The organism is Thalassospira profundimaris (assembly GCF_003326795.1).
GTDB lineage: Bacteria > Pseudomonadota > Alphaproteobacteria > Rhodospirillales > Thalassospiraceae > Thalassospira > Thalassospira profundimaris_C.
In genome coordinates this window covers 1-17,774 of sequence record NZ_JPWI01000013.1, presented here as the reverse complement: position 1 = coordinate 17,774, position 17,774 = coordinate 1, and the positions used below count along the sequence as shown (strand labels likewise).

Sequence of the window (17,774 nt, the reverse complement as noted above, 5' to 3'; positions counted from 1 at the left end):
AGAGCTGTGCGGTTTCCTTGAGTATACCTGGTTTCCTCAAGGTGCCTCATTGACACCAAGTATATAACATATATCTAGTCTCCAACATAGACTTTCATGAACCGGAGATTTCCGTGATGACCAATACAGATATTCTGTTTCAGCCTTTTGCGCTGAAAACCCTTGATCTGCCCAACCGCATTGTCATGGCGCCGATGACCCGGACCAAGGCCGAAAACGGCATTCCCGGCGCGATCAATGCCGAGTATTACCGCAAACGCGCCGAAGGCGGCGTTGGCCTGATCCTGTCCGAGGGTACGGTGGTTGACCGCCCGGCTTCGCGCAATGATCCGGGCATTCCGTTCTTCCATGGCGATGCGGCCATTGCCGGCTGGAAAGCGGTTGCCGATGCCGTTCATGCCGCCGGTGGCAAAATGGGCCCGCAGATCTGGCACACCGGATCAACCCGCGCCTCTACCGAATGGGAACCCGATGCCCCGGTCGAAAGCCCGTCGGGTCTTCTTGGCCCGGATCAGCCACGCGGCAATACCATGTCTGACTCCGACATTGCCGACACCATCGCAGCCTTCGCCAAGGCCGCCCTTGATGCCAAAAATGCCGGTTTTGACACCTTTGAAATTCATGGCGCGCACGGCTATCTGATTGATCAGTTCTTCTGGTCGGGCACCAACCTGCGCACCGATCGTTTTGGCGGCAAGACCATTGCCGAACGTTCGACCTTTGCCCGCGAAGTTGTGGCGGCAATGCGTGCCGCCGTTGGTCCGGACTTCCCGATCATCCTGCGTGTCAGCCAGTGGAAACAGCAGGACTTCACCGCCCGTCTTGCCACCACGCCTGATGAAATGACGTCATGGCTGGCCCCGCTGGTCGAGGCCGGTGTGGATATCATCCACGCCTCCCAGCGCCGTTTCTGGGAACCGGAATTCCCTGAAATTGACGGGGAAAAGGGCCTGAACTTTGCCGGTTGGGCAAAGAAGCTTACCGGGGCTGCAACCATTTCGGTCGGTTCGGTTGGTCTGAATTCCGACTTTATCGGCGCGTTTTCCGGTGAATCCTCGCAGAAATCCAGCCTTGATGGTCTGGTGGAACGCATGGAACGCAACGAGTTTGACCTGATCGCGGTTGGCCGTGCGCTGATCACCGATGCCCAGTGGCCCAACAAGGTCGCCAAGGGTGCATTTGACCAGCTCGAAGATTTCAGCCCGGCCGCACTGGCAGAACTGGTGTAAACCCTCTGCCCACTGCCTTGCACATGCAAAACAGCCCGCCAGGATCCTGGCGGGCTGTTGTCGTATCAGGCCGGGTGTTTTTCGCACTTTGCGCCAGAACAATGCGCAGGGCTTTTGACAATGGTCTGATGCCTGCCATGACGGAACTTGATCTCAAATCCCTTTGGGCCGCCCTTGCCACCCGCAATCCGGGCCCGTTCCATTTTGCCGCGCTTTATGGCCCGGCATGGGCACAGCTTTATATCGGTGACAAGGTCAAATACGGCCACGCCTTCCTCAATGCCGTGCGCGCAGGAAAGCTCCCCGGCGTGATCGATACCGGCACGAAAAAGGGCGGCGGGCGGCTATATCTGTGGCAGCCTGACGGGCCGGAATTCCGGCCTTAACGCAAATCTTCGGGCAGAATGTGAACACCGTTTTCATCAAGGCGGATATCATCGACCTTGGTGACATATTCGACCGACAGGGTGTCATAAAGATGCGGGAACAGCGTGCCGCCACGGGCCGGTTCCCATTTCAGCTTGGCGGAAATCGGTGCTACCGGCACCCGCAAAAGCTTCAGATGGTCCCGCCCGGCATAATGCAGCGCAAGCGTTGCCGCCAGCGTGTCCTGGGTCGAGAAATGGATAAAGCCATCGGCAATATCATGGGGCGCACCGTCATACTGTCCGGCACTAAGGGCCTCCGCCCATTCGTCCGAACCCAATACGCGGTAAATGGTTTCATGTTCTATATTTGTCATGGACGGAATTTAGGATCAGAACGCAGCAACAACAAGGCAAAAACGCACCTGACCAAACTTTACCCACAAGTAAACTTTTGATCTCCAAGCTCTGAATGAAGGTAAAATTTACCCAAAGGTAAACTTACATTGAATTTCCTCTGTTCATTGTCTATATTTACCCATAGGTAAATTTGGAGGATATGGTGCACATCTCCAGCATAAACCAGCTTGGCCCCGAAATCCGCAAGGCCCGCAAGGCGCTCGGTTTATCGCAGACCGACCTTTCGCTTGCGACGGGCCTTAGCATCAAATTCCTCAGTCAGCTCGAAACCGGCAAGGCCGACAATCCGGGCCTTGCCAATGTGATTGATATTGTCCGCGCCCTTGGCGGGCAGATTGACATCAACTGGCTGGAGGTCACGGCAAGCTCCGATCCAGATACCGGTGACGGTGACGGTGACGGTGACGGTGACGATGCCGGTGCCGATGAAAACCCCGACGGAGCCCGGGCATGAACAAGTCACTCCTTGTTCTTGCCAATGGTCAGGATCGCGTCGGGACCCTGAATGCCGATGATCGCGGCTATATGTCCTTTGAATATGCCCCGGAATGGCTGGCGCGTTCGACCTCCTATCCGGTCTCGCAAAGCATCCCGCTGCGCACAGGCCCGTTTGACCATACCGCTATCGAGCCGTTCTTTGATGGTCTTCTGCCCGATAAAAAGGATGTCCGCCGCCAGATTGGCGAGCTCTTTGACGTCGCCCCCACCGACGAGTTCGGCATGCTTGAACATATCGGGCGTGATTGCGCCGGGGCCTTGATGCTGATCCATCCTGATCAGCAAGCCACATCCGACGCCCCAGAGCCACACCTGATGCCAATCGCGCCGGATGATCTGGCACACCGCATTGCCGAGCTACCGCAACGCCCGCTTTTCATTGACGAGGATGAAGTCGTTCTGTCCCTTGCCGGGGTCAATGACAAGGCAGCGGTTTATATTGATCCTGATAGCGGCGCGATTTCCCTGCCGATTGGCGGCTATCCCAGCACCCATATCCTCAAGATCGATATCGAACGCCTGCCGGATTCCACCCGGACCGAGCATTTCTGCCTGAAACTTGCCCGCACCATCGGGCTTGATGCGGCACACACCAAAATCCGGATCTATAACGACCGCCCGGTGCTGTTCGTCACCCGATTTGACCGCGCCTATGCCCGCACATCGGACGGCATGCGCGTCACCCGCCTGCATCAGGAAGATTTCTGTCAGGCGACGGGCATCAACCCGGACCTGAAATATGAAAAACAGGGCGGACCGGACCTTGCTGCCATGTTTGCCATGACCAAAAAGGCCGCAACGGTTCCGGCCCGCGACATTCCGAAATTGCTCGGCTTTGTGATTTTCAATGTCCTGATCGGCAATCCCGATGCGCATGCCAAAAACTATTCGCTGATCTATCGCCAGAACCCGAAATCGGTCCAGACCGCGATCAGCCCGCTTTATGACGTCAATAATGGTGCGGCATTCCGCGATTGCTTCAAAAGCCAGCGCCCCCGCCTTGCGCAATCCATCGGCGGCGAATTTGACCCGACCAAACTTGACTGGTCCCACTGGGAATCCCAGGCACGCACCATCGGAAGCTCCCCGACCGCCCTTCGCAAACAGGTCAAAACCATCGCCAAAAAACTGCAAGACGCCCTCAAGCCGCTCCGCGAAGAGCTGCGTAACAGCGACGCCGACAGCCCAAGACTGGACATCATCGTTGACGATGTATCAGACCGCTGCAAACACTGGCTGACACAACTCGGGTAAGCATGATGAATGAAAAGCTGATATTGCCGCCGCCACAACATGGCAATCATTCACGTCTGGCAGCGACACCGCCGGGATGAGTGCTTCATACCCGGTCACGCAGGCATCCCGAAACGCCCGCTCAATTACCGCACGCTGCTTTTTACCGTCAGCTTCACCCTTGGTAATTTTCAGGATCGCCCGTTCGGTCTCATCAAGGATTTGGGGGCTCCAGCGCGGACGAAATAGCTCAGCTCGCGCCAGACTGAGTAGCAAATTCCGTTTGAACACATCGGCCAGAACACAGGCATCAAGAAGCGCTGTAAAATGATCTGCCCGATATGTCATACGCGCTCAGTATCCTTTCAGAAGAAGCTCTGCGTCCATCTTCGCCAACTCAGACAAAGCCTCGTCACGCTCTGCATCCCGCCGGGCTTTATAGGCAAACAAATCCTCTGCCTTGATCCGGCGATGCCGCCCGACGGTGGCGTACGGGATATCGCCCGCCTCAAGCAGCTTGATCAAATAGGGCCGCGACACATTCAACAAATCTGCCGCCTGTTGTGTCGTCAAGTCTGCCGAAAGCGGGATCATCTGAAACCCCTGACGGCCAGAAACAAGGCGCAACAAATTCATCAGGCTTTCCGTCAGGGCCGGGCTGAGCGTGATGGTTTCCGCTCCGCCTTCACCATGCATGACAGTAAGCTTGGTATCCTCACCTTCCTTTGCCTGCGAGGCAATAATCTGACACAACTGATCGGCCGTATCACTCTCAATCTGGGTTGGCAATCGACCGCCAAAGTCGTCTTTGCGAATTGCGGACATATTGCAATCTCCATTTCACTTTCCGGCGCACGGCTACAATTTTTCTTGTAGCTTTCTTACTTATACACACGCGCCCATCTATTCGCAATATTCGAAACATTCGCAATAAACGAAATCACTGGATCTTCTTGTCCGCACTCCTTTTCACCACACTCACCCCCAAGACCCCCAGCGCAATGCCCCAGATCGGGCTGGTATTGACCAGCGCTGCGATGATGGCAGGGGCCTGAAGCGGGGTCAGGATGATGGCATAGGCAATTGCGCCCATGGTCATGATCCAGGTGAGTGCGACCGCATAGCCAAAGCTTGGCCGCCAGCGCCGCACGAACGCGTCTTCGCTGGCGACCTCGGCGCGGATCGTGCGATTGACCGATTTAAGCGTCCCGGTATCGCGCGCCAGTTCAATCTCGGCCATCCGTTCGGTGTGGCGGTTGGCCTCAAGGATTTGGGCGGGCGTGACGTCGCCCTTGGTGACGGCAACTTCTACCTGTTTAAGGCCCTCGGCCGCGGTTTTGGCGATCGGATTATCGATATGATCAAGTCCGGCCCCGACCGCCTTGATCAAAAGCGGCAGGCCGATCTGGGCAAGCAATGCTGGGATCACGTGATACCTTCCTATCCGATGTTTTTGTAAAAAACATGATTGCCGATCTCGGCAACCGGCACCTGCCCGCGCGCCCAATAGGGGTCAACCGCATGGGTATGGTAATGCGTCGCCCCGTCCGTCAGATCGGGAAGCGCGCCGGTCACTGCCCGTTTGGCGATGCGCTTGCACAGCCGATAGGCCGGGTCGCGCGGATTGATCGCCAAAAGCTTCTTGCGGTTGGGATCATGGGCGTTCCAGCAGGAAAACTGCCCCGGCTTGAGGCACACCGATGTGATGTCATTGCCCCACCAGTATCGACCGCGCTTTTTGGCAAAGGCCACGCGGTTAAGGATCACCGATGCCACCGCCTCGATCCCGGCAAGGTCTTCGCCGCGCGCCTCGCCATAAAGCGTTCGGGCCAGAATTTCGGCCTCGGGCAATGTTTCCGGTTCCGTCACCGGGCGGGTCATAAGATCAGTCATGGATCAGTTCCTTTTTATGCGGGCTGTCAAGTTTGGCCTCGATCCGGAGCAAATGACCGGTCAGGCGTTTTTCAATATCCTTGAGATACGGGATCGAGACATAGTTGCGCGCCACATCAAGCTTGAAGTCGGCAAGATCGGCGCGCAGATCACCGGCTTCCCGATCATGGCGAATGCGCTGATCCTCGATCCGGCCAAGCAGCTCGGAGCGCATCCGCCAATGCAGCCAGAACAGGCTGGCAACCACCGGGATTTCGACCGCCGTGATCCACCAGATCACATCCACAGGCTGGCTTGGATCGTTCATCGGGGGGCCTCGTCATCTGGTCAAAGAAAAACCCGCAAACCGGAAGGCTTGCGGGTCCATAAAATCGGGATATGCCGTTAATGACGGATCAGGCTGAAAGCCCTGCGATCTTGCGTCGAAGGTGGCTGGTGATCGCCGCAGCCATCAGACCGCCAATAACCACAATATGTTCAAGGGCAAAGAACATGGAAATCTGTGCTTCTGCCCCGGTCTTGTTCCAGAATGTATGGACAATCAGGATGGTCAGGAACAGGAAACCGCCCAGCATCCCGGCGGCCAGCCAGACAGCCCGGTCGATCAGGATCAGAACAGCACCCGCCAAAAGCGTGATGATCACAAGGACGTTGAAAAGTGCTGCTGGCGCAAGCCCGGCGGCCTGCATCTCTGCCATGCCTCCGTCAAAATCGATCAGCTTCGCCAGGCCGGAGGCAAGAAACATCACCACCAGACACAACCTTGCCAAAAACCAGAACCACCGGCTTTCGAGAATTCCTGAAATCACTTTCTGCATAACATGCCTTTACTTGCATCACGTCGCCCAAGATCTGGCGACCAGAGCCGGGCACCCTACAACCTGAACATAAGTTAAGGTAAAGTGAAAATTTATCATATTTTTCAGCAGCATAGATGAACCATCTCAGGATTACACTGCAAAGAAAAACCCGCAAACCGGAAGGTTTGCGGGTCAGTTCAGGGAGGTCATCGTGACCGGGGCAACACCCCCGGTTTTGATGAGCGGCATAAAACTTGTGTTGGCAAAGGGTGCAGCACAGATCAGTCCGCGCGCAGGCCCCATGCCCGTGACCAAAGCTCAGGAGGCATCAATTCAATGCCTTCTAGGCAGCCGGTCCCTTGATCTTTTCTTCCAGTTCCTGCCAGGCTTCGCCAGATGCAACAAGGCAGCTGGGCCCGGACGGATAGGTAAACAGGATCGTCCAGGTCTGCCCGTCGGGTGCCTTGAGCACCTCGATCACGCCACCATTGGACGTCACGCCAACCGCAACCGGTTCTTCAGAATATTTGGCACTCAGACTGTCGATAACCTTGCTACGGTCACCGCACACCGGAGAAGCCGAGGCTTCGGGGATTGTCACTGCAACGGCAGCTGCCATTACAGCCATCAAGCTCAATGTTTTCCACATGGTCAGGCCTCCTGACAGTCAGGTGCGCCCACAGGGGCGTCTTGGTGTCCTGAACTGCTAAATTGATCAAAAAATCGATCTGGCCGTTTCCTGCAATCAACGTGTCTTGTGTCGGCTTAAACCGCCCTTTGGTATAGGATTAAAATCGCAATACTATTCTTTCATATAATAAACGTAGGGATAAAAGCTGAAAATTCCATGAATATTTCACATTTGTGATACGCAAGCCCGCTAACCATTTGGCATTGTGAGAAAAGTTTTTTCTCTCGCTCAGGTTTCCGGCCTGCTTTTCACGGATTGAAATGTTTCTCGGCACGAAAAACACCGCCATTTCCCCGCCAGTCGGCCCGATAAAGCGGCAAATCGACCCGTGGAAGGCGCACCGGTTCGGCCAGAATGCATCCGGCCACCGCATCAAGCCCGTCATCATGCCCGCTGCCATCGGGGTGCCATTCACGAAGCTGGCGCAGAAACGGTGTTTTGGTCACCGCTTGCCCGATATGAAGCAATCTTGCCCCCATCACCGCGCCAAAGGCATCCTCGATCCGGGTGGTCTTGTTGGTGGCTTCATAATGTTCTACGACGCTTGCCGCCCATCCGATTGATTTAAGCTCGCGCCGCAGGATATTGGGCAAAAATCGCCCGATACCATTGGTCTCGACCCGCAATGATGGCAAATGATTGCGCGCGACAAATGCCGCGACCTGCGCGCAAAGCTGGCTTGCCTCGTCGCGCCAGGGCGTTTCGCCGCTTTGCCCGCCGTCAAGCGGGTTGGTTGCGCGTAACCAGGCGATATCATGCAGCCAATATTCGCCCTGATCACAGATATAAACACACGCCACCACCGCCCCGTCACCGCGCAGCCCGCCAAAGCTCGGATCAAAATGGCAGGCACTTGCGACCATGGTGCGCCCGGCAATCGAAAGCCGCATCCGGCCATTGCCATATTCAATGTCGGTTTCCGCGTCGTAATGATGCAGGCGCGCCGGGTCAAACGGCCCGGCATTGGGCGCAACCATTTCAAGCATCATCTGGCTTTGAAATTTATGCGCGGGCGTTCTGGCCCGGATCGCTTCAATCGCCTTTTCATCAAATCGTTCGGGCCAGTTTGATGATCCATGTCTATTGACGATGGGCAGCACAAAACGTGAGAAATCGTTTAAGAACGGTGCAACCTCGCCGGTTTCCGACCGGACTTCATCGGCATAGATCGAATAGTAACTATGCGGTGTGCCGACATAAAGCTGTGCGCCGCCCGGCGACAGGACATAGGAAATCTCGGAAAGCTTCTCGCGAAGCTCGGCGCGCTTATGCGCGGTATCGCTGTTTTTCGGGACCTCGACATCATCACAAATCACGATATCGGCCCGTGATCCGGTGATATTTCCGCCAATACCAACCGCCTGCATCGATGGATCGCGCAAGACGCCAGTTCGTGCCACCGTAAAACGCTCGCTCCCCCAGTCGATCAACCGTTCGGGCACGTGACCGGCCATCAGGGGATGGCGTTCAATCACGCGTTTGACGTTGCGCACCATCTTTTTCGCAAGATCAAGATCAGCCGCCAGAACCAGAATACGCAGATTGGAATCACGATACAGCAGCCAAGCACAAAACAGCCCGACAAGCGTTGATTTCCCGGAATTACGAAACGCCATCAAAAGCATTTCGCGCTTGCCCGACTGCCAGCAGTTTTCGAGCCAATCCGCCATCCTGCGATGATGCCGCGGCAGGCCAAGCCCCAGCATCTGATCCCAGATCCACACGAACTCGGCAAAACTTGCACTCATCATGGCCGTTTCCGCATCCTAGGTTAAAGATATCACTCCACAAACTCTCTTTGGCTGTCTAGCGAACGTAACGGGTAAACTGATGCCAACTCCTCGACATTCACTTCTCTTCTAGTAAGTTCAAACGTCGGGCGGCTTTCTACGATTTCGTAAAAACTCACAGACCTAGCTCTGTTTTTTAAAGCATTACATACTGCGAACTTCACAGCCATTGCACACCTCAAACCAAAGGTGATTTCCTCCAGCTCTAACGGGCTACGTTGAACGCCTCGGTTACCAGTTAACCTCCACTCACCTTCATAAGACCAACTTGGTGCTTTGTGGAGCAACACACCTCCATCAACCTGTTCTTTGGCAAGCTGATCACCATTCAACATTGCAAGAACATCACTGGCTCTGACCGTCCGTTCCCTGTCATACTCAACTTTTCGAACCGATACATTTGAGCACTCAGGTATAGAGTATCCGATGCAAAGTCCCTTGTGTTGCTCTCCATAGTGGCTCCACATCAACGGACAATTCGGTCTTTCTGCAAGACTAAAAATACCCGCTTCATACCTCTGCAATAGCTCCCTTTCGATTTCGACAGCTAAGAGGATTTCGCTTACATTTTCGTGCTCATCAATGAGCCCACCGGCAAGACACAGAACGTTGTCGACTGCACCATGACCAGCCTTTTGACTGTAGCGCTCAATATGCTGCTTTGTTTTAGGGCCACGATAATTGAGTGAGTTCGCCGCACTTGACATTTCCGCGAGAACTCTCTGCTGAACCAAAGTATTCAACAAGCCCCTCAGTTCCATTTCGTTCACGTTCACCTCTAAGCAAGGTTTAGAATCTAGGGGATCGTTGAATGTTGAAGGGTCGGCGAAATATAGCTCGTCGGACACTATCATCCTTAAGCTGAGATCACTGAAACTACGGTATTTATACAATCGGTTGGGAATATTGGCTGCCATATCAAACCATCTGACTGGTGAAAGCTACTCAAAGCAACTTATAGAAGGATAGTAGAGCCTTCCTCAACCAAACATCGATAGGCCTAACACTCAAGTCGCTGTCAGTTTTTGCCTAGCTTGGGAAATTAAGTCACCTATAGTTGCACCATTACAGTCGACAGAATGTTCTTCTCTCGCCCGTTCCGCCCCCTCACTCGCCCAGCGCAAAAGCTTGATCAGGCTATCAAGATGCCCGAGTGCGGTCTTACACGCTGCCTGATGCGCGTTGAAATCCTTGGCATCGCGCAGAAGCGCTGCCTGCTGTGCCGCCCGGCGATAAGCATTGCGCACCCGTTTGATATCGCCGGGCAAATCGCGCAGGATTTCTGCCCGCAAACTCGCGATTGGATCGGTCTTTTCTGCCTTGGTCATCACCTGTCCTTAAACCACCGAAAGCCCAGCCAACCGCGCATCCGAAAGCCGTTCCGGCCAATAGGCCAGATTGCGCAAATGCCCGTTCATGTGCTTGTCGGTTCCCCCGTATGATCCCAGTACGATATTGGAAAAATTGCGCGGCATGGCAAAGCCCGGAGGTGATGTCAAAACCACCCCGCCAAGTGCGACGGCGATACCATCATCCTCCCAGGCCAGCGCAATGCGATGGCGGGTATCGGGCGATAATTGGCCATAAAGTGACTGGGTGATGATCGGCGTACCTTCGCGGCGCAAGGATACGCGCAACTGACCGGCATCACTGTCATAACCAAGATCAAGATGGTCATCATCAAGACTGCCCGAATAAAGCTGCACAATCCGCCAGATGCCGCGCCATGCCGACGCAGTCTGCAAATCAAACACCATTGTCCCGGCCCCTTGCGCAAACCAGTCGCCGGGATCAAGCGTCACGCCCTCGGCGGCACGCGAGGCCGGAATGCCGTTGCTGATGATATCCGATGTCGGCGCAGACCCGGCTTCCAGCTGCGCATTCCAGATCAGGACAGATGCAGGAATCCCCGAAACTGCGGTGCTGATTTTCGGATATCGGGTCGTGCCCGATGCCGGTTCGGCGATTGAAACCCGTTGCCAGTTTTCACCCAATGAAATCGCATGCATCGATGGCCCGTCAATCCCGCCAAGCGTGATGTCCGCGGTTCCCGAAACCGCCCGCATCCAGATGGCAAAACTGTATGTCTCGCCACTGACCAGCGATCCGACATTCTGATAAATGCCATCTGTGCCACCGGGCAGATCCAGCAACATGGCATTATTGCTGCCATCAGGTGCCATGATTGCACTCGGGCCAACCGTCACACCGGCATTCTTTTCCCAAAGCGCGTTTGAAAAATCAGTGGAATAGCGCAACAGATTGGTCGCAGATGCCTCGATCAAAAGCCCCAGACGCCGACCAAGCGCGTCATGATCAAAACCGGGCTGATCCTTGCCAAGAGTTTCGATCAAGCCATCCTCCCCCCGGATCAGTTTGAATGAGGCCCGCGCAAACCTGATCGAGGCCGCAAGCGGCTGATAACGCAATCCCATCGGATGCACTCCTTGATATGAAATCGGGAATTTTGTCCGGCACGCACCAGATGCGCTAACCGCCAATCCGGTGCAGATGCAACCAGGTCAGCAAATCACTGGCGCCGATATTGCGCGTCTGGGCATCGCTATGAAGCAACCGCACCCGAAGACCGGTCGCAGGGGTTGCATCAATCCGTGCCACACCGCTAAGACGCAGGCTATGTTCCGCCCCGCTGCCGATTGCTGTGATGTCGCGCGATCTGAGGTGATAGTTCCAGCTTGTCCCGTCAAACCGTTCGACAAACAGGCTGGTCATCACCGCCTCATTCGTGATCGGGAAACAGACGCCGATATCGATCTGGTAAAATCCCGGCGCAAGCCCGGTGATCGCATGGTTGCTGCTGTCATAAAGGCTGTGGCTGTCTTCGACCACCTGATCCCATTCAATCAGGAACGATCCCCCTGCCGGAATGCCTTGCGCATTGGTGCGCAACAGCTTGACCACAGGCCCGCTTTCGCGCACCGGACAGGCAAACCACCGGGCGCTAGTCCCGCCAGTACCGCCAGCACCTCCCGTGCCCCCGCCATCACAGACCAGATCAACCATATCGCCCCGGATTGGCAGCGGATAAAGGATGTTTTCCGCCCCGCCATGGACCGGCGCAATCACATCGCCACTGGCCGCCGAAACATCAACCATGGTGCCATCGCCATTAAACACCCGATACCGCACGCCATTGCGCGCAAGCGACGCATCCGGAAGGCTTAACCGTGCGCCATTTGACAACCTGACAAGTGATCCGGTTTCACGAATATCCATGATCCGGCTGGTTGATGCATCAATCACCGGCATGCGGCGTTCATCTTCCCACACCAGGGCATTGGCACTTCGGAAATCAAGATCAAGCAACGCACCGGCATCATTTTGCACAAATGATTTCAGTGCGGTTTGTGACCGCGCATCGGCGGCCTCTGCCCGGTTGGCGGCATCCTGTGCAAGGCTTGCGTGACTTGCGGCCTTGGCGATTTCCACCCCGTCCGGCCCGTTCGCCAAACCATCACCCGCCGGGTTCCAGATAAGGACCCTGCCCGCCGCGATCCTTGGAAGTTTTGCCGATGCCTGATCACGATCTGCCGCATCAAGGCGCAGCGTAGCTGCCAGTGCGCCGTCAAGATCACCCATCGCCGCCGTGATGAAATCAAGATCACGGTCAATCGCATCACCGCGCGGAACTGACATCGCGTCATAGTCACTCAACCGGCGTAACCGCAACATCCGGGCAATGACGATCAAGCAGCCGTCTGCCGGGGGCGTTTCAAACGTCACCACGCCACCCGCAACAGCATCCCCGCGCGCCACTGTCACGTGAAAGCCGGTATCAAGGGCGACACCATCAAGGGTGATCTTGATATCGCTGTCGTCAAATACCGCAAAATCAAAGCCAAAGCTGACACGCACGCCATCACCGACAAAGGCGCGTGATGCGCTGGTCTGATTGGTAAAAACCGTTCCCATTGCCTTATCCCCCGAACCCGTCACGCCGCGCAAACCAGGCGCTTAGCCGTGCGGCCGTGTCATCCTGTGCCGTGCGCAAAAGCGACTTTTCCCGCCAGCTGGCACTGGCATTGATCTGGTTGCGCTTGCGGGTGGCCTCGGCACGATCCGTTGCCTGATCATCAAGGGCGGCTTTTTCATATCCGGCCAGAACCGCACTGGCCGAACCGGTGCCACCGGCCATCAAACCCGATGCCCCCTGTCTGGCGCGCAAGCTTGCCTGACGGCGGCGCAGGGTCTCTTCGCGCTCGGTGTCCTGTTGCTTTTGTCTGGCGTCGATATCGGCCAGTTCGGCCTTGCGCGCAGCGTCAAGCTCGGCAACCCGGCTTTGTGCACTGGCCTGACTTGCCTGAATTTTCTGTCCGGTCTGCAAGGCCGATGCGGCCAACGGCACGATTGATGTAAATCCGCCCATCAGTCATTCACCCCCATTTCCGATGCACATCCCAGCAATAAAAAAGGCCGGGGAAAATCCCCGGCAATCCGCCATAAACCCGCCGAAATCGTACCGCCACTGCCGCGCCGCCAGCCAAGGCTTCGCACTGTGATATCGCCACTATAAAGCCCGTCTGCATCATCACCTGTGACCGGAAGGGTAATATCGCGCATGCCGCGCCCGGTATCGACGCGAAGCTGCCCGCTTTTTTGCAATCGCAATGTCAGGGATACCAGCCGCACGGCATTGCCGCCATGCGGGCGGCTGCCATCCGATGCCGCTGGCGGCAGGGCAAAGATTTCATGAGTAAACGGCAAACCGACGGCGATTTCCGATACCGCACCGGTATCAAGCGGTAGGGTCACGGTCCCGCCCGCCACCGCCAAATCGGTAATCACAATGCCATCAGCCAGACCATTAACCACCAGACCATTAACCACCAGACCATTAACCACCAGACCGGCAACCACCAGACCATCAAGTGCCTCAAGCCTGCCCCAGTGACGGCGTGCTTCCTCGCCCGCGCCAAGGGATTGCGACACCTGCAAGTCAAAGCCGCAATCCTCGTCAAACAGGCCAAGATAATAGCGCTCGCCACGGCGCAGACTGACATAGACATCCCCGCCCGACACCGCGACCGATGTAAAATCACAATCCTTTACATTCTGTGCCGACCAGGCGGTGATTGCCTCGGACCGATAAAGCGTCAGGGTGGCAAGTGATCCGTCACGCATCACCACATGCAAAAGCCGCCGGTTGGCGTCAAAGGTCTGATCGACCGGGCGATTGACCAGATGGCGCGACAATAATGCCAGATCGGCCGATCCATAGGCCTGCTCGACATCGGTAAACAGGAATTCGCGGATTTCACGCCCGCTGCGCCCGGCAAAGATCGTCGCCCCGTCAATATTGACCAGTGGCACGGTACGGTCACTCTGACTGCCAATCCGGGTTTGGCGCGTGACCTGAATATTGGCGGGCGTTAACGGATCCCCCGTCACCATCCATTCCGATCCGCTGGTAAAAACCTGAAGATGGCGACCGGCAAAAACCCCCGTAATTGCATTGACCTGATCAGCCAGAAGCGCAAATTCAATTGCCTCGTCATCAAGGCCCTCGCCCAGCTCGAAATTGAAAAGATCCCCTGATTGCGACATCCAGAGCCGGTTGGGCAAATCCCGTGATCCGCCAATCACCATGCGGTCCTGATGAAATGTCACACTGCGCGGCCAGCCCCGGACACCAGAAAAGGCCTGCTCGGCGAAATCGGTTGTCGCACTGCTATCTGGCAAGGATGCCTTAAGCACCATGGTCGCGGTTCTTGGCCCCGACACAGCCGTCATTTCGCCCTCGATCCCGGCAATCCGCCACAGGGTCCCGACATGACCGCCAACAAACAGATCAAGATCAGCCGTAACCGTGATCGTCCCGCTGACCCCTGATGGCGTCAGGGTCGCGGCCGGATCGGTGAATTTGTAATAGGGCTGGCTGGTCAGCTGACCGGTTGCCCGCCATGCCCATGATGTGACCTGCCATCCCCCGGTCGCAGTCCGGCTGATCCTTACTGGCGGCGCATCGGGATGCACAACCAGAAGCGTGTCCGCACTTTGCGTCCAGTTCAGAAGATCGTGGTGCTCGACCCCGAACGGCGTTTCAAACCACAGGGTCGCAACACCGTTTTCAAACACGGTTGCCTTCATATCCCCAAAGGCCAGGATATAGGTCTGCTCTGTATTGAACTCGAACTGGATCAGGCGCACCGGCCCGTCCAGCCCGTCAATCAGACGAATGCCCGGACGACGGCGCACGCCACCGGACGGCTCGATAAACACATTGCGCAGCCGTGCCGCCCCGTTGGCATAGGCATTCAGATCGGACCGCCCCCACAATTCCGGAGCCAGTTCCCCGGTCGAGAAGGTATTTTTCTCAAGAACCCTGCGGGCCATGAATGCCTCCTTGTTTGGATATCGCATCTGATGAGCTTACGGACCAAGATCCCCGCCTGCGCGGGGATGACGCTGGTGTTTCTGCTTCCCTTACCCGTCGCTCCCGCGCAGGCGGGAGCCCATTGTGCCGGAGGCTCCGCCTCTCAATTCCGGGCCGATATAAGGGAAAAATCGTCAATCGCATGCGGGGTGGATTGTTGGGCATCGGCAAGGCGGGCGGCGCGAAACTGATCCTCGGACCGCTTGAACAGATATTCCGCCCGTGTGCTGCTTTCGGTCAGCGGCAGACAGAATTCCGCTGCCAGTCGCACAATCAGCGCCAGATCAAACCATGGCGGAAAACTGCCCTCGGCCAGACGTGCGACATAGGAAAGCCAGGCCGCATCCGCCGAACACAGCACCGCCCGGTCACGCAGCTCGAACCGGGTGATTTTGCCGCCGTCATTTTCAAGCGACAGCAAGCGGATAAAATCGCGCGGCATGGCAAAAAGATGCGATCCATCACCGGGATCACGCGCATCATCGGTATTTGCCAGTCGCGCCAACCAGCACCCGCGCGCGGCAAATCGCCAGGGATAGCTTGCCAGCATGCCGTCACGGATGGTCGGATAAAGCAGGCGGGCAATTTCGGCCTCGGCACTGTCTTCGTCAAAGGATGACACCGGGCTGGCCCCGATCATCACTTGCGCGCGCACACAAAGCGCTATGTCACTGAGTGCCATGTGCTTTTCCTCCTCCATATCCGGTTAATTTCAGTTGCCGTTCAGGTTGATTTATTGTCAAAATCAGGCCAACCGGTCGCCCAAGATGACCAAAGCCAACGGCCCGCAAGAATGGCCGCCTTTGCTGGAGCACGCATGTCCCGATCCCCGTTTGCAGTCCCGTTTGCAGGAATGATCCTTGCTGCCCTGATTGCTGCTATGCTGCCCGTGTCGACTTCACGTGCGGATGAAACGCTTGATGCGGTCCGGCGCGATGCCTATGCCGGTGATGCCACATCCCAGCGCCTTTATGCGATCATGCTGTCTTATGACTATGCCGAGGATGACGGCGAGATCGACGAATACGAGGCCAAACAGATCATCCGCTGGTTTGAATGTGCGGCCCTTCAGGGCGATGACATCGCCATCGAACAATTGCAAAATGTGCCCTACAATTTCGACATCAGCGAAACCGGCGAATGCGAATTTACCGGGGCGGGCTACACCGCCGACGATCCGAAACCTGAGAGTTCGTCGACGGCCACGGCATCCATTTGGGGCGGCCATACCGACATGTGGGCCGCAGCAATGGATGGCTATCCCGATGCCCAGTTCAAACTGGGCCGGAATTTCGAGCCGACCCTGTTTGATCCGGGCAATATGGAAGTGGCCGAAGCTTGGTATAATTGCGCAGCAAGGCAGGGCTATCAGGAAGCCATCGACTTTCTCGAAAATGATCCGCTTTTCAGGCTTTATCCCGCCTCACAGCCCTGCACCTTTACCAACAAGATGCGCGATGAAAACGGCAATCTGACCCGGGTATTTTCCTCAAGGCCGATCCCGGTAACAGGGGCGTCGGCACCTTCATCTGAAACGGCCCCGGGAACCACAACCGCCCAGCCCGCGGACACCGCCGACGTCCCCCAAACATCATCATCGCAAACAGTTCCGACACCGACACCGACACCAGCACCTCCGCCATCCGTCTCGCCGAACGATGCCAAGGCGGACGAACTCTATGGCGCGGCCTATGATGCCTTTTACGGTATCGGGCGCGCACAAAGCTATGAAGATGCCTTCTCGCTCGGGCGCGAGGCCGCGGTACTCGGACATGCGGGCGCGTTCAACTTGTTGGGGGTGCTGTATCGTGATGGTCTGGGCGTTACGAAGGATGCAACCGAGGCTGCCTATCATTTCCGCCATGCCGCCGAACTTGGTGAAGTGATTGCCATGGTCAATATCGCCGATTGCTATTTGCATGGCACCGGGGTCGAGGTCAACCTGACCCGGGCGATTGAATGGTATCAAAAGGCCGCCATTGGCGGCAATGCCGGGGCGCAATACAATCTGGCAGCAGTCTATCAGTCCGGGGGCGGCGATATCGCACCTGATCCGGTCCTTGCCCGCCACTGGATGGGGCTTGCCGCCGAAAATGGTGATCCGGATGCCCCCTATTATTACGGCCATTTTCTTGAATATGGCATTGGCGGTCCCGAAGAACCGGCAAAGGCCGTGCCCTGGTATCAAAAGGCCGTGGAAAACGGCAATATCGACGGCTATGCCGCCATGGGACGGATGTATTATTACGGCGAACATGTCCCGGGCGATCTTGAACGCGCATGGCTTTATCTTGCCATCGCCGAGGATGGTGGCCATCCCGATGCCCCCGAATGGCGCGAAACCATCGAACCGGAAGTTTCCTATGAACAGCGCAGCCGCGCCATCGTCGAACTGAGCAAATACCGCGCCCAAAAGGCCGAAGCCGAAAACAGCCGGAACTGAAACGGGGCCCGGAAAACC

Annotated in this window: 21 protein-coding genes; 5 read left to right on the top strand and 16 right to left on the bottom strand. The window is 56.4% G+C overall.

The genetic code is table 11. From position 1 onward, the window contains the following. Nucleotides 1–116: 116 nt before the first annotated feature. Nucleotides 117–1,229, top strand: coding sequence for an NADH:flavin oxidoreductase (locus TH30_RS17480; RefSeq protein WP_114099390.1), 1,113 nt, complete (start codon nt 117–119; stop codon nt 1,227–1,229). Between the two features lie 137 nt (nt 1,230–1,366). Continuing rightward, nucleotides 1,367–1,615: a DUF1413 domain-containing protein gene (locus tag TH30_RS17475; RefSeq protein ID WP_114099497.1), complete on the top strand. Its 249-nt coding sequence runs from the start codon at nt 1,367–1,369 to the stop codon at nt 1,613–1,615. Here the strand turns inward: TH30_RS17475 and TH30_RS17470 are convergent. Continuing rightward, on the bottom strand, nt 1,612–1,971 hold the full coding sequence (locus tag TH30_RS17470) for a DUF952 domain-containing protein (RefSeq protein WP_114099389.1): 360 nt from the start codon (nt 1,969–1,971) through the stop codon (nt 1,612–1,614). The two genes, TH30_RS17475 and TH30_RS17470, sit on opposite strands and share 4 nt — an antisense overlap. A 185-nt stretch (nt 1,972–2,156) precedes the next feature. Between TH30_RS17470 and TH30_RS17465 the strand changes: the two genes are divergently transcribed. Both TH30_RS17465 and TH30_RS17460 read left to right on the top strand, forming a co-directional pair. After that, the gene (locus tag TH30_RS17465; protein WP_181850378.1) at nt 2,157–2,468 is read left to right on the top strand and encodes a helix-turn-helix domain-containing protein; all 312 of its coding nucleotides are present in this window, start codon (nt 2,157–2,159) and stop codon (nt 2,466–2,468) included. Then, the gene (locus tag TH30_RS17460) at nt 2,465–3,766 is read left to right on the top strand and encodes a type II toxin-antitoxin system HipA family toxin (RefSeq protein ID WP_114099387.1); all 1,302 of its coding nucleotides are present in this window, start codon (nt 2,465–2,467) and stop codon (nt 3,764–3,766) included. The genes TH30_RS17465 and TH30_RS17460 overlap by 4 nt, the downstream gene beginning before the upstream one ends. Here TH30_RS17460 and TH30_RS17455 read toward each other — a convergent pair. The 15 genes from TH30_RS17455 to TH30_RS17385 all read right to left on the bottom strand — a co-directional run bounded on the left by TH30_RS17455 (nt 3,728) and on the right by TH30_RS17385 (nt 15,995). Continuing rightward, a complete protein-coding gene (locus TH30_RS17455) occupies nt 3,728–4,093 on the bottom strand; it encodes a PIN domain-containing protein (protein ID WP_114099386.1) in 366 nt (121 codons plus the stop codon). The two genes, TH30_RS17460 and TH30_RS17455, sit on opposite strands and share 39 nt — an antisense overlap. 6 nt (nt 4,094–4,099) lie before the next feature. Next, nucleotides 4,100–4,570 carry a helix-turn-helix domain-containing protein gene (locus TH30_RS17450; protein WP_114099385.1) on the bottom strand — a complete coding sequence of 157 codons (471 nt, stop codon included), beginning with the start codon at nt 4,568–4,570 and terminating at the stop codon, nt 4,100–4,102. A gap of 115 nt (nt 4,571–4,685) precedes the next feature. Further along, nucleotides 4,686–5,174 carry a 3TM-type holin gene (locus TH30_RS17445; protein ID WP_114099384.1) on the bottom strand — a complete coding sequence of 163 codons (489 nt, stop codon included), beginning with the start codon at nt 5,172–5,174 and terminating at the stop codon, nt 4,686–4,688. An 11-nt stretch (nt 5,175–5,185) separates the two neighbouring features. Then, entirely contained in the window at nt 5,186–5,638 is a 453-nt protein-coding gene (locus TH30_RS17440) for a cell wall hydrolase (protein ID WP_114099383.1), read from the bottom strand. After that, nucleotides 5,631–5,945 (bottom strand): hypothetical protein, encoded by a 315-nt coding sequence (locus TH30_RS17435; protein ID WP_114099382.1) that lies wholly within the window; start codon nt 5,943–5,945, stop codon nt 5,631–5,633. Before TH30_RS17435 ends, TH30_RS17440 begins: the two co-directional genes overlap by 8 nt. An 88-nt stretch (nt 5,946–6,033) precedes the next feature. After that, complete coding sequence (locus TH30_RS17430) at nt 6,034–6,456, bottom strand: DoxX family protein (RefSeq protein ID WP_114099381.1); 423 nt, start codon at nt 6,454–6,456, stop codon at nt 6,034–6,036. Between the two features lie 325 nt (nt 6,457–6,781). Further along, nucleotides 6,782–7,087, bottom strand: coding sequence for a hypothetical protein (locus TH30_RS17425; protein WP_114099380.1), 306 nt, complete (start codon nt 7,085–7,087; stop codon nt 6,782–6,784). Between the two features lie 290 nt (nt 7,088–7,377). Next, nucleotides 7,378–8,880 carry a phage terminase large subunit gene (gene terL / locus TH30_RS17420; RefSeq protein ID WP_114099379.1) on the bottom strand — a complete coding sequence of 501 codons (1,503 nt, stop codon included), beginning with the start codon at nt 8,878–8,880 and terminating at the stop codon, nt 7,378–7,380. A 29-nt stretch (nt 8,881–8,909) separates the two neighbouring features. Further along, a complete protein-coding gene (locus tag TH30_RS17415; RefSeq protein ID WP_114099378.1) occupies nt 8,910–9,836 on the bottom strand; it encodes a DUF2971 domain-containing protein in 927 nt (308 codons plus the stop codon). Between the two features lie 90 nt (nt 9,837–9,926). Further along, entirely contained in the window at nt 9,927–10,247 is a 321-nt protein-coding gene (locus TH30_RS17410) for a hypothetical protein (protein ID WP_114099377.1), read from the bottom strand. 9 nt (nt 10,248–10,256) lie between these two features. Further along, nucleotides 10,257–11,354, bottom strand: coding sequence for a phage head spike fiber domain-containing protein (locus TH30_RS17405; protein WP_114099376.1), 1,098 nt, complete (start codon nt 11,352–11,354; stop codon nt 10,257–10,259). A 55-nt stretch (nt 11,355–11,409) separates the two neighbouring features. Beyond that, on the bottom strand, nt 11,410–12,852 hold the full coding sequence (locus TH30_RS17400; protein ID WP_114099375.1) for a hypothetical protein: 1,443 nt from the start codon (nt 12,850–12,852) through the stop codon (nt 11,410–11,412). Nucleotides 12,853–12,856: 4 nt separating this feature from the next. Continuing rightward, nucleotides 12,857–13,306: a hypothetical protein gene (locus TH30_RS17395; RefSeq protein WP_114099374.1), complete on the bottom strand. Its 450-nt coding sequence runs from the start codon at nt 13,304–13,306 to the stop codon at nt 12,857–12,859. Next, nucleotides 13,306–15,273 carry a phage tail protein gene (locus TH30_RS17390; RefSeq protein ID WP_114099496.1) on the bottom strand — a complete coding sequence of 656 codons (1,968 nt, stop codon included), beginning with the start codon at nt 15,271–15,273 and terminating at the stop codon, nt 13,306–13,308. The genes TH30_RS17395 and TH30_RS17390 overlap by 1 nt, the downstream gene beginning before the upstream one ends. Nucleotides 15,274–15,416: 143 nt before the next feature. Then, the gene (locus TH30_RS17385; RefSeq protein ID WP_114099495.1) at nt 15,417–15,995 is read right to left on the bottom strand and encodes a phage connector family protein; all 579 of its coding nucleotides are present in this window, start codon (nt 15,993–15,995) and stop codon (nt 15,417–15,419) included. A gap of 135 nt (nt 15,996–16,130) precedes the next feature. Here TH30_RS17385 and TH30_RS17380 point away from each other — a divergent pair, with 135 nt between their 5' ends. Beyond that, nucleotides 16,131–17,756 carry a tetratricopeptide repeat protein gene (locus TH30_RS17380; RefSeq protein WP_181850376.1) on the top strand — a complete coding sequence of 542 codons (1,626 nt, stop codon included), beginning with the start codon at nt 16,131–16,133 and terminating at the stop codon, nt 17,754–17,756. The last annotated feature ends 18 nt before the right edge of the window (nt 17,757–17,774 follow it).

What these genes read in the sequence shown, in the direction of transcription:
- TH30_RS17430 (WP_114099381.1), bottom strand. Translation starts at nt 6,456, where the DNA reads ATGCAGAAAGTGATTTCAGGAATTCTCGAAAGCCGGTGGTTCTGGTTT.
- TH30_RS17405 (WP_114099376.1), bottom strand. Translation starts at nt 11,354, where the DNA reads ATGGGATTGCGTTATCAGCCGCTTGCGGCCTCGATCAGGTTTGCGCGG.
- TH30_RS17455 (WP_114099386.1), bottom strand. Translation starts at nt 4,093, where the DNA reads ATGACATATCGGGCAGATCATTTTACAGCGCTTCTTGATGCCTGTGTT.
- TH30_RS17480 (WP_114099390.1), top strand. Translation starts at nt 117, where the DNA reads ATGACCAATACAGATATTCTGTTTCAGCCTTTTGCGCTGAAAACCCTT.
- TH30_RS17425 (WP_114099380.1), bottom strand. Translation starts at nt 7,087, where the DNA reads ATGTGGAAAACATTGAGCTTGATGGCTGTAATGGCAGCTGCCGTTGCA.
- TH30_RS17440 (WP_114099383.1), bottom strand. Translation starts at nt 5,638, where the DNA reads ATGACTGATCTTATGACCCGCCCGGTGACGGAACCGGAAACATTGCCC.
- TH30_RS17475 (WP_114099497.1), top strand. Translation starts at nt 1,367, where the DNA reads ATGACGGAACTTGATCTCAAATCCCTTTGGGCCGCCCTTGCCACCCGC.
- TH30_RS17385 (WP_114099495.1), bottom strand. Translation starts at nt 15,995, where the DNA reads ATGGCACTCAGTGACATAGCGCTTTGTGTGCGCGCGCAAGTGATGATC.
- TH30_RS17390 (WP_114099496.1), bottom strand. Translation starts at nt 15,273, where the DNA reads ATGGCCCGCAGGGTTCTTGAGAAAAATACCTTCTCGACCGGGGAACTG.
- TH30_RS17450 (WP_114099385.1), bottom strand. Translation starts at nt 4,570, where the DNA reads ATGTCCGCAATTCGCAAAGACGACTTTGGCGGTCGATTGCCAACCCAG.
- TH30_RS17410 (WP_114099377.1), bottom strand. Translation starts at nt 10,247, where the DNA reads ATGACCAAGGCAGAAAAGACCGATCCAATCGCGAGTTTGCGGGCAGAA.
- terL (WP_114099379.1), bottom strand. Translation starts at nt 8,880, where the DNA reads ATGATGAGTGCAAGTTTTGCCGAGTTCGTGTGGATCTGGGATCAGATG.
- TH30_RS17470 (WP_114099389.1), bottom strand. Translation starts at nt 1,971, where the DNA reads ATGACAAATATAGAACATGAAACCATTTACCGCGTATTGGGTTCGGAC.
- TH30_RS17415 (WP_114099378.1), bottom strand. Translation starts at nt 9,836, where the DNA reads ATGGCAGCCAATATTCCCAACCGATTGTATAAATACCGTAGTTTCAGT.
- TH30_RS17400 (WP_114099375.1), bottom strand. Translation starts at nt 12,852, where the DNA reads ATGGGAACGGTTTTTACCAATCAGACCAGCGCATCACGCGCCTTTGTC.
- TH30_RS17395 (WP_114099374.1), bottom strand. Translation starts at nt 13,306, where the DNA reads ATGGGCGGATTTACATCAATCGTGCCGTTGGCCGCATCGGCCTTGCAG.
- TH30_RS17380 (WP_181850376.1), top strand. Translation starts at nt 16,131, where the DNA reads ATGTCCCGATCCCCGTTTGCAGTCCCGTTTGCAGGAATGATCCTTGCT.
- TH30_RS17460 (WP_114099387.1), top strand. Translation starts at nt 2,465, where the DNA reads ATGAACAAGTCACTCCTTGTTCTTGCCAATGGTCAGGATCGCGTCGGG.
- TH30_RS17435 (WP_114099382.1), bottom strand. Translation starts at nt 5,945, where the DNA reads ATGAACGATCCAAGCCAGCCTGTGGATGTGATCTGGTGGATCACGGCG.